This is a genomic window from Vibrio satsumensis, assembly GCF_050337435.1.
Lineage (GTDB): Bacteria > Pseudomonadota > Gammaproteobacteria > Enterobacterales > Vibrionaceae > Vibrio > Vibrio satsumensis.
The window spans coordinates 249433-261156 of record NZ_JAKJSX010000008.1 but is presented as its reverse complement, the minus strand read 5'-3'; the positions used below and the strand labels follow the sequence as shown (position 1 = coordinate 261156).

General features: G+C 41.9%; 7 protein-coding genes. 1 reads left to right on the top strand and 6 read right to left on the bottom strand.

All coding sequences use genetic code 11. From position 1 onward, the window contains the following. Positions 1–89 precede the first annotated feature (89 nt). Positions 90–740, top strand: a complete 651-nt coding sequence (locus tag L4C44_RS12095; RefSeq protein ID WP_327784756.1) for a MarC family NAAT transporter — start codon at positions 90–92, stop codon at positions 738–740. Between the two features lie 501 nt (positions 741–1241). Here the strand turns inward: L4C44_RS12095 and L4C44_RS12090 are convergent. The 6 genes from L4C44_RS12090 to secD all read right to left on the bottom strand — a co-directional run bounded on the left by L4C44_RS12090 (position 1242) and on the right by secD (position 11714). Beyond that, positions 1242–4295, bottom strand: coding sequence for an efflux RND transporter permease subunit (locus L4C44_RS12090; protein ID WP_428805115.1), 3054 nt, complete (start codon positions 4293–4295; stop codon positions 1242–1244). Continuing rightward, on the bottom strand, positions 4295–5386 hold the full coding sequence (locus L4C44_RS12085) for an efflux RND transporter periplasmic adaptor subunit (RefSeq protein ID WP_428805114.1): 1092 nt from the start codon (positions 5384–5386) through the stop codon (positions 4295–4297). The genes L4C44_RS12090 and L4C44_RS12085 overlap by 1 nt, the downstream gene beginning before the upstream one ends. A gap of 117 nt (positions 5387–5503) precedes the next feature. Further along, positions 5504–7303: a mechanosensitive ion channel family protein gene (locus L4C44_RS12080; RefSeq protein ID WP_428805113.1), complete on the bottom strand. Its 1800-nt coding sequence runs from the start codon at positions 7301–7303 to the stop codon at positions 5504–5506. Between the two features lie 733 nt (positions 7304–8036). Beyond that, positions 8037–8720, bottom strand: a complete 684-nt coding sequence (locus L4C44_RS12075; protein WP_285953811.1) for a hypothetical protein — start codon at positions 8718–8720, stop codon at positions 8037–8039. A gap of 305 nt (positions 8721–9025) precedes the next feature. After that, positions 9026–9967, bottom strand: coding sequence for a protein translocase subunit SecF (gene secF / locus L4C44_RS12070; RefSeq protein WP_428805112.1), 942 nt, complete (start codon positions 9965–9967; stop codon positions 9026–9028). After that, a complete protein-coding gene (gene secD, locus L4C44_RS12065; RefSeq protein WP_428805111.1) occupies positions 9954–11714 on the bottom strand; it encodes a protein translocase subunit SecD in 1761 nt (586 codons plus the stop codon). Before secD ends, secF begins: the two co-directional genes overlap by 14 nt. Positions 11715–11724: the final 10 nt, after the last annotated feature.

Genomic DNA, 11724 nt, shown 5'->3' with positions numbered 1-11724 from the left:
CATTAATTTGATTCGAGATTAAGCCAACACCTAATAATTTAACCATCACCCAATGACACAAAAAACCACCCATATTTAAAGGAAACCGTATGCATCTAGAAACGTTATTCACCTATTTAACTCTCACCGTTCTCGGCTTGTTGCCAATGATGAACCCACCAGCCGCTGCAACCGTTCTTCTTGGTTTAAGTAAGGGCCGAGACAAGAGTTATATCGTTTCACAAGCGAAAACCGTTGGGCTTTACCTATTCATCGCCATGTGCATTACTTTTTTCATTGGTGCTTCTGTTTTAGAGTTGTTTAGTATTTCCATTCCGAGCTTACGCTTGGGTGGCGGAATTATCATTTGTGCGATTGGTTTCAACATGCTGTTTCCAAAACCAGAAAGTATGGATGGCAGTGTCGGACAAGATTCTATTGCTTTAGTGCCCCTTACGATTCCATCACTGTGCGGTCCCGGAACAATGGCACTGATCATTAGCCTTGCCGCTGAAATTGCTTCTAGTGAAGAAGAGTTAGAAAAAATAAGTATTTATACAGGAGTGATTGGTGGTTTTGGTGTCGTGAGCTTAGTCGCCGCTTTTATTCTGAGCATGGCTTACCCATTACTTAAAGCTTTGGGCCAAAATGGTATTAACGCGTTTACCCGAATAATGGGTTTTCTGCTTATCTGTATGGGTGTGCAGTTCTTTACTATCGGTATTACAGAAATCGTACAAGACATCAGCGCATTGCTGTAATTTTTCGTATCAAAACCCGCACTGTAGATTGCTTATTGTGTGGGTTTTTCTGTTTAAATATAGGCACCCAGTTTCCACTCCAACAGCTCACAATACTATCCCCCTCAGAATTCCCATTCTACTTCTAATCGCTCGACTTGTTCTTCGTTCTTCTATGTAAGTGCTCCACTGATCCAGTAAACATTGAACCAGTATATATTGACGGACCAGTAAACATTGCCCCCCCCCTAACGAACATCCTCCCGAGTTTTCATCACAGAAATTCGATAGCAATGTATGAACGTTTTAAAGTGGTCACACTGGTGGTTTTCTAGCTAAATAGTACTGTTTATACATTGATAACAGCACGTATCTTTCATCAGACTTGAGTACTAAATCGTTCACTTCCTCCAGGCTAATACGAATAAAAAAGCTGATACCAACATTATTGGTATCAGCTTAATCCTACGTACTTCTGGACGTTCTTTCTTATCCTAATGAAAGGTATTGAACATGTAGATGTTAACGATAGCTTACTCGATACAGCAAGGCATAAATCACAGGCAATACCACTAATGTTAGTAGTGTAGCAAACCCAAGTCCGAATATGATGGTCACCGCCATCGACTGGAAGAAGGCATCAAACACCAGCGGGATCATACCTAGCATGGTAGTAATTGCCGCCATGCACACAGGTCGTACACGACTCACACTCGCATCCACAATCGCACGGTTAAGGTTTGAACCTTGGTCGGTTTCGATATTGATTTGCTCCACCAACACAATACCATTCTTCACAATCATGCCTGATAAGCTCAATAGTCCTAGCAATGCCGTGAACGAGAACGGAATATTCATTAATAGTAAGCCCGCAGTCACACCAATTAATGCTAATGGTACGGTTAACCAAATCGCCAAAGGCTGACGAATGGTGTTAAACAACAAGACCGTAATCAAGAACATGATCAGATAGCCCATTGGCAATGAACCCATTAGGTTGTTGGTCGCCTTTTGCTGACTTTCATATTCACCGCCCCACTCAAAATGATAGCCCTGAGGGAGTTCAATCGCTTCGATTTTAGGAGCAACCAAACGGCGCAAAGATTCAGCCGTATCATCACCAAATGGCGTCACATCGGCCATAACGGAAATCACGCGTTTAAAGTTACGACGAACAATTAGAGAGTCTTCCGTCGTCAAATTAAAGTCGGAAACAACCTGTGTTATTGGGATATAACGGCTTTGGTCTTGGCTCCACACTTGTAACTCAGGTAATCTATCGATATCAAAACGTTCTTCATCTGGCGCGCGCATCACAATCGGCATGATATGACTACCATCTCTGAACAAGCCAATCTGCTCACCATTTAAATTGCGTAACAAGGTTCTATCAAGATCACTTTTGGTTATCCCAACTCGCCTTGCTGCTGCACCATCGAGTTGCGGTTCAAGCACTTGAGTTTTCTCTCGCCATGAGTGACGAACTGCAGTTGCTTTTGGCTCATTACGCATGATCTCATTCGCTTGAGCAGCAAGTTGTCTCAACACCTGTGGGTCCGCACCATAAAAGCGCGCTTCGACTTTAGCGGCGGGGGCTGGACCTAAGTCCATTAACTTAAACTTGAAATCAATATCTGGATGTAAACTTTCAAGCCTTGCTTTCATCTGGGGTAACATCGTTTCGATCGCGGCTAAGTCTTTCACTTCAACAATCAATTGCCCGTAACTGCTATATGATTTTTCAGGTGCATAAGTCAGAATAAATCGCTGAGCACCCGCACCTACGACGGTTGTAACATTATGAACATCATTAAAGCCGCTCACTGTACGTTCAATTTGCTTTAAGCGTCGTTCTGTTTCACGAACGTCTGTGCCTTGTTGCAGCCATACATCCACATAGAAAATTGGCGTATTCGATGGCGGGAAAAAAGCTTGTTTTACAGAGCCAAACCCGATCACAGCAGAAATAAGTAAGACCAGAGTGATGACCATAGTCGCGACACGGTTTTTTAGTGCGGTATTAAGAACCGTGCGATACAGAGTAAATATCAACCCTCGATAAGGATCGATATGCTCTGACTCACCTTTAGCTATTTCTTCTCTAAACATCAGTTCGCAGAAGAACGGCGTTAACGTGATAGCAAGCACCCAACTTAGTAATAAAGAAATCGCTAATACTTGGAATAAAGACCCTAAGAAATCCCCCGTTGCATCGGCAGACAAGCCAATCGGGGCAAATGCAATGATACCAATCAGTGTTGCACCAAGCAGCGGCCACTGGGTCTGTTTAACAACGGATTCAATGGCTTTACGTTTGGTCAATCCACGTTTCAGGCCGATTAAGACACCTTCAGTTATCACTATCGCATTATCAACCAGCATCCCGAGTGCAATGATCAACGCACCAAGTGAAATAATTTGAATCTCAACGCCTAGAAGACTCATTCCAATGAAGGTACCGAGGATAGTCAGTAATAAAATAGCCCCCATTAAAATGCCAGAACGCAAGCCCATCGTAAATAACAGCACGACAATAACAATCAATACCGCTTCGACTAGGCTCATCACAAAGTCAGATACCGATTTATCAACCGCATCGCCTTGGTCGTACACCTTGTTTAATTCAATCCCGATTGGGCGAGCAAAATCGAGTTCAGACAATTTATTACTGACACGTTCACTCACATCAACCACATTGACGCTGTTCGCAAACGAGATCCCAAGAGAAATGGCTTGTTCACCATTGCTACGATACAAGGTATAAGCTTTATCCTGAAACTGGCGGCTTACCTCTGCGATATCACCTAATTGGATCAGGTCATTGCTTCCCGGCGGGCTAAATTTAAATGACCTTAACGCTTCAATTTCATTAAACTCACCAGAAGAATGGATTCGGATCGATTGTCCATCAAGTAGCAAATCACCACCGTTAGACACCATATTCTGATTTTGAATCAAACGAGAAAGCCAAGCAGGATCAAGATTCAACGTATTAAGATCTTGCTGAGCAATCTCAATCACAATATGTTCAGAGACTAGCCCGGCCAAGTTAACTTTCTTTACACCTTTAATGGCAAGAAGCTCACGCTGAAGGAATTCACCGTAATTTTGCAGTTCGCGATAAGTGTATTCATTACTCGTAATGTTGTAGAGAATGCCATACACATCGCTAAAATCATCAATGACTTGCGATGGATTCACTCCCGGTGGCATTTTAGGCTGAATATCATTCACCTTGCGTCGCAATTCATCCCATACCTGAGGCTGTTGTTCTGCTTGTATGGTCTCTTTTAATATCACCGCAATCTGAGACAGCCCAGCACTGGTAAAAGATTCGACCTCTTTGACATATTCGAGCTGAGAAATCGCACGCTCAAGCGGTAAGGTGACCTCCTCCTCAACTTGCATTGCAGAAGCACCAGGATACGTGGTGTTAACCATGGCTTGTGGAATAGGGAATGCTGGAAATTCCAATTGCCCTAAACCACGAAAAGAAAGCACACCGCCCACCAATAAAATGGCAACGACGAGCCAGCTTATGACTTTGTTTTTGATTGCGTAATTAGTTAGGTTCATTATAAACCTCGCTCACGAACGATGGGCGTAACTCTCATGCCCTCTGACAATTGACTGACACCAGCACTCACCACATAGCTATTCTGAGAAAGATCTCCAGAAACAATCGCACCACGTGCCGACACTCCTTGAATGGTGATATCTAACGGAGAGACTAGCCCGTTCTGAAATACCCAGACTTGAGGTTGACCAATCACGTCATTGTCTAAAATGGCGCTAGCAGGAACGACAAAACGCTGAGCACCTTGCTTATCGGCAATGATTTTATCGATATCAAGGTGCAGCGTTGCTCCCATACCGGGATACACAGTATGGTTATCTTTTGGCGCAGCTAGAGTAAAGGTCACTTCATAGCTTTGTGTACCTGCTGTTGCTTGCGTTTTATGCTGCTTATAAGTCACAGGGTAGGAAACTGACGAGCCATTAAAGGTCGCTAAGGGCTGATAAGATGGGTCAATTCTCTTAGCATCCATCTGGCTAAGTACGTTCTCAGGTAACTGGATCGTGACATCAATCATTTCATGATCTTGTAAAAGGACGATACCTTGGTGAGCTTGCACTTGTTGATGGTTTTCAATGTGAGTTGTTGCAATTCGACCACTGTAAGGCGCAGTAATGACGGTATCTTTCAACCTGTCTTGTGCAAGCTGTAAAGCCCCCTGTGCAACTTGAAGACGAGCTTGAATGCCATCAAACTCCGCTTGAGCCAATAGATTCTTTTTCATCATTTGGGTCGCTCGATCTAATTCCCTTTTGACTAAATCAAACTCCGATTTTTTCAATGTGACTTCAGTTTTAAAATCTCGCTGATCAAGCCGAGCAATGACTTCGCCTTTTGTCACTTTTTGCGATGGCTTTAAGTTAAATTCCACCACTTCACCACCCACTCTAAAAGCGAGCTCGACTTCCTTCGACGCAGAAACTTGAGCAGGGAAACGGCGTATATCTTGATGACCCACGGTTTGAACTTCAGTCAAACGAACAGGGCGAGGAGTGTCTCCTATCAGTGGTGAGTCTTCGGTCGAACACCCCGTCGACATAAGTAAAACAGAAAAAGAAAGAAGTATGCGTGAAGAACGAATACGAGGCATGGATATCTCCAAAGTAGCTTAAATATTTGACGCTACTTTGGAGTAAACTGAAGGCAAACACGATGAATTAGAGAAATTCAAATTAGCGGTAATCACCTTAAGGTAAAGCTTTTAATTTTAGCCATTTCCATTTGCGCGAACCGCTGAACTTTTGGCTGGGTACATAATGCTGTCTTTGATTCCATCTTTAAATTCATAGCTAAAGTCTGGGAATGGGTAGTTATTATTATCTAGCCACTGATTTACCGTTTCGGTCGCTTTCTCTTTGAGTTCATCATCAATAGGGTTAAGTGCCTGCGTCAGTTGGTATTGATTAGAGAATGCCAACTGGGCACCTACCGCTTCAACTTGCTGCATCACCGAAAACATCACATCTTCTTGCACAGCAAGAAACTCTTCATGATCTTTGCATATAATATAAGCGAGTATATCGATGTGTATCGCAAACTCACCAACACCCACAAACCTTGCTCTAACTGGCTCTTCATCGAGTCTAGGATGTTGTAATAACAGCCGCCTAATACCAACAACCAGAAGTTTGAGTTGGTCTTGAGTTAGCTCTGACCGCAACCTCAAGCGGTGGCTCATTCTACGCTTATCACGACGCTCTAGATTATCAATTTCCATGTTGGCAAACTCGGAATTAGGAATAGTAATTAATGAACGTTCTAGCGTTCTAATTCTCGTAGACCGTAACCCTATGCTCTCAATCGTCCCTAGATTGTCGCCATAACGACAAAGCTCGCCAATTTTAATTCCACCATCAGCATACAAAGTCAGTCCATTAATCACGTTTTCCAGTACAGGACGAATGGCGAGTGCTACCGCCAAACCACCAACCCCTAAACCCGTCACGATCGGGGAGATAGAGAAGCCCATAAAATCGACCACATAAATGCCCAAGATGGCAATCGTGAGGCCACCAAAAATACGCGCGAGTACCGTAATTAAAGAGGAGTCAACATACTTACCTTCGTGTTTATTAAATACATACAGCTCAGCAAAGTAATTGAAGATGGTCATGATCAACCACGCAACGAAGAAAAACTGGCCAATCAAAAAAGAGGTAGACAAAAACTGGTAGATACCTCCAGTGATCCATATTCCGTCATCAATCACTTTTCGGGTAATAAACAGGATAAAGACGACCCCAACCAAAGATAACTGGCGGCCAACTTGCCATTTCAGTCCATTTCGATACCAATGTAAGTTCCAACGTTCGCCAAGCGAGAAGCTTAACTTAATCATAAATCGACATAACAAAAAGACGCCCACTAAAGCGAACCACTGCCAAAGAGGAATCGATGCGTATAAGGTATTAAAGCTTTCTGGTAAAGATTTAATCAATGATATTGAAAATAGCGGGCCTGGGAGAATTAAAAACTCATGGTACAAATCAACGTCATGTTCACTTTTCTCAGTAGACGCTGAGATCAGGCGATACCATTTCGATAAGCTATTAATGGAAGTGGTCGTAAATAGATATTGGCCAACCTTCTCACCATTCGTCTGCCTAGCAATCAAAATGTCTGTATTAGCGAGACGCCATTGGTAACCAGTGTCACCCGCTGGTGATGCCATTTCTGAAGGGTGTAATTGAACGTCTTGGCCTAACCTATTTAGAATTTCGTGCAGCAAAATGATTCTTTCCATCACAACCACGGTTCGACTGCGATTGGGAAGGTTTGACAGATCCATGGTACGCGTTACTTGGGCATAAGCATGTTGGGCTTCAGGTAAATCGAGCTGCTCAAGTTGCCAATAATGGATCACGTGCTCAGAATACTTAATAAAACCAGACAGAGTGCTATTGGGCGTTGAGGTATCCACAAAACCGGGCTTGTCTTGCCCGTGAGCGAATGAACTAAACCAAACAATTTGGATTGAAAAGAAAAGTGTTAAAAGTCGAGCGACCATAATTGACCTTTGATTTAGTAAAGATACCCTCTCAGAGAGCATACGATTCTTACTATCAATATGATTAGTAAGAATAAAAAGTGGAATAACTCAAGAATGGTTCACTATCAGTTCGAACAATAATGAATTTCTCTAATTCATAGGATTTGTGAAGTAGTTATGCGATAAATAATCATCAATAATCGATGGAGATAAACCATGAAATACTTCCCACTTATTACCGTTATTCTTGGTTACTTAATTTTCATGTCATTTCTAACGTTACGAATATCATCATAAATATATTTTATCTTTAACTATCGCATAGCAAATCACATCACATCACATCACATCACATCACATCACATCACATCACATCACTATGCGATTAAATTTCCCTTTGCGATTAAATTTCCCTTTGCGATTAAATTTCTCTATAAAGATCACTTCCTTTAACCCATCCCTCCTATCAAAGAAAAAAAACCACACATAACAATCACATAAGAAGACAAACCAAAATAGATGTATTTGAAGGGAACTTTTCCATAAAGAACCAATGGTTGAGCAGTTATATTTACCATATATAATTATACCTATTATTTAACATTTTCATTAAACGTTATGCTTAGCTAGTAATCAATTGAACTATCATTTTTTAGTTACTGGTTATTAGCTAAACATATTATTAATTAAGTAACTGTACACTTCAAATTTAAGGTAAATACAGTCACTTAACAAAGGGGAATATTGTGGGTTAAAAGCTCATGTTGTAACTGATACCAGTATGGTGATCATTGTTTTCATCGTAACGATATGTCGCTTCAACAAACTGATTTGGCGCTAATTTGAAACCTAAATTGGTTTCAATAGATAAATCACGGTAACTCTCTTTACCGCCGACTTTCTGTTTTTGATCATTAAAGCTATAAGTGTATTCTGGTGTGACATCAAGCCAAACGACACTAGTGAATGCGTAGGTCATGGTCAGTGCTGCATTAGCTAAATAACTTGTGTTTGTCGATAAATCATTGGTATTAAAGCCTAGCCCCATTGATGGATAAAGGCTGAAGTTAGAGTCAATAGAGGTTGTTTTTATGGCATTAAAAAACACCGTATGTGAGTTTTTGCTTGTATCCTTGTAATCGGTATCCCATAGGTAATCCAACTGAAGAGCGGCATCGCTATCACTATTCGCTAATGTCGCAATAAAATTATGTTGGTAGAAATCATTAGAACCAATGTATTCAAACATGGTTGAACCATTGTTTAGATCCTGGCTTGCAGCAATGCCAGCTGTAAAACCATCACTATCATAACCTAGGTTCGCATAAGAGTAAGTCGACACTGGGTTTGAAAAGTCGATATTCTGGTTTGCATTCGCAACAGCTGAAAAAGTTAAAGGTAAAATAGCAGAGATAGTTAATACAATTTTTTTCATAATGTGTTCCTTAATATTTAATGTCGAGTAAATTGTACCTAACCAGCTATTGTTTACGACGAATTACAGAAATTCAAAATAGAGCTCACTGTAAATTATTAATAAACATACATTCGATAAAATGAGCACACTACTATTTTAAATTTTCAATAACATCCCAAATGGTCACCAATAGAAAATCTAAAATCTAAGATCATATTTGGTACATTAGACGAACGATGATGAATAATTCCTTTGGCACAAAAAAGGCTCCAATATAGGAGCCATAAGTTTTCAATTAGCTATTAGCTATAAACGATGAGATATTAACTATGAATAGGATTACCGCCTTCATCTAACAAAGGAGCTTTGGGCTTATAATGCTCAGAAGACAAACCGATCCTTTCCGGTATTGCTGTACCGATCACTAATGAAGACCAAGTGCCCACAATAATCCCAGCGAACAATGCAAACGCAAACCCACTTAATGTACCGCCTGCGATAAGGCCAATACTGCTTACCGTCAATAACGTGGTTCCAGACGTTACTAGAGTCCTAAACAATGACGATCGTATCGCTTGATCCGTAGATTCACTGGTACTCTGATTCGGTCTACGGGTCAGGTACTCACGAATTCGGTCTCCGATAACAATAGAGTCATTGAGCGAGTAACCCACAACAGCAAGCAATGCAGCAAGAGCGGTGAGATTAAATTCAATCGAAAACACCACAAACAATGCTAAAACCACCAGCACATCATGCAGTATAGCAACAATCGCGCCCAGAGCTAATCGCCATTCAAAACGCACAGTTAAGTAAAACATAATGACGATAGACGCAACAATCAGGGCTAAACCACCTTGCTCAAATAATTGCTCACCCACCTGCGCGCCAACAACTGAGCTCGACACTAGATTAAGGGGATGGCCTAGCTCCAATTCTACAGGTCTTAACCACTGCAACAACTCCAATTCACCCGTTCCGCCAATAGGAAACTGTAACTGCCAAGTTTGGTAGGTAACATCGGGCACTAGATTGGGTAATTCATCAAATACCGTATTCAAAGCTGATTGCATCGCTTCCAAGCTCACCGGGACATCAGCATTGACGACATGAGAGATACCACCGGTAAACTCAAGCCCAAGCGTGAAACCTTTGGTCGATATCAAGACAATTGATATAAACATCAACCCAAGTGAAACCAAAAAACCGTTCCACCTTACTTTTGACCACTGAATATCAGCGACTCGTTGGTTAAGCTTTGTCATTGTCATGCCCCCAAAGTTTTGTCATCCACATTTGGCTATAGAGTAATCCCGTAAACATACTGGTTAAAAGTCCAATCCCGAGCGTTATTGCAAAGCCCTTCACGGCACCATAACCAATCGCAAACAGAATAATCGCAGTGATCAACGACGTAAGGTTTGCGTCAATAATCGTACTTCTGGCCTCTTTATAACCTCTCGGTATCGCGCTCGCTAGCGATCTTCCTGAACGCATTTCTTCTTTGATTCGTTCAAACACTAGAACGTTAGTATCAACCGCCATGCCCATGGTGAGTACAAGGCCCGCAATACCCGGCAAAGTAAGCGTTGCTCCCGGTATCAATGATAAGAAACCCACAATCATGACAATGTTGGTGATAAGCGCGGCACATGCGATAACACCGAACTTTCGGTACAAAACCAGCATCGACACAAATGTCAGAGATAAACCAACCAATACGGCGAGCAAACCTTTTTGGATATTTTCTTCACCTAGGCTTGGACCAATCACTTGCTCATCAATAATGGTCACAGGTACGGTCAATGACCCAGAGCGTAGAATTAGCGCAAGGTCTTGTGCATCGGAAATTTGCCCGATACCCGTTATTCTAAAACGACTTCCTAATTGGCTTTGGATCGTAGCAATGTTGATCACTTCATGGCGTTGAACAAGTTGGTTGTTATGATCTTGATGATATTCGCTGTATAAGGTCGCCATAGGCTTACCGATGTTACTACGTGAGAAGTCAGACATTTTGCTGCCTCCCGCACTGCTCAACACTAGGTTCACTTCAGGTTGTCCAAACTCACCAACCGATGCGGATGCACCAATAATGTACTCTCCCGTTAATACCGGTTGCCTAGACAAGCGTACAGATTCCCCATCACGCGTAGTATGAGTCTGTGCAGCTTGGCTTGAATCAACAACCGTATGAAAAGAGATCGTCGCCGTCGCACCAATAACACGCTTCGCAACTTGAGGATCTTGAACGCCCGGAAGCTCTATCAATATACGGTCAGCCCCCTGACGCTGGGTGACGGCCTCAGTGATACCTAAACTTTCAATACGCTGGCGCATAATATTTAGGGTTTGCTGCATAGCGAGGCTTGCCTGCTCTTCTTTAATGCTTTCATCAAGCGTAAAACGTAATACGTTGCTGTTTACACTGATTTTCCATTCAGAAAACTGTGAACGCATGTGGTCGGTTACGCTTTGAATACTGTTTGAATCACGACTACTTAAATTAGTAATAATGATCGAGAATCCATTGTTATCTATGTCAGCAATTCGACTGCGAACCCCTTCTGCATGAGCCACGTGGCGAGCATTAGTCGATGTCGCTTCTACCAAACTTCTCACGCTATCATCTATTTCAACTTGCAGCATGAACTGCACGCCACCACGAAGATCTAATCCAAGGTTAATGGGTGTTAGCCCTACTTGGCTAAATAGCTGAGGTGCTGCACTGACGAATGAAAAATGAGAATGAGCTAACGGAAACGCCAATGACAATACCTGTTGTGCTTCTCGCTGTTCTTTTTTACTTTCAAAGATTAATGTAGTTTCGTCTTGCTGGTTCTCAACACCTAACGGAGTTATCTGACTTTTAACTAATGTGCTTAGCAAAGGCTCAATGGGTAATGAGCTATCAGCGTGATTAAGAACCAATGCAGGCTTTTCGCCAAAAAAGCTCGGTATGGCGCTAATCAATAAGAGAATTAGCAGGAAATAGGCAAATATTTTTTTCATGTTATCTACC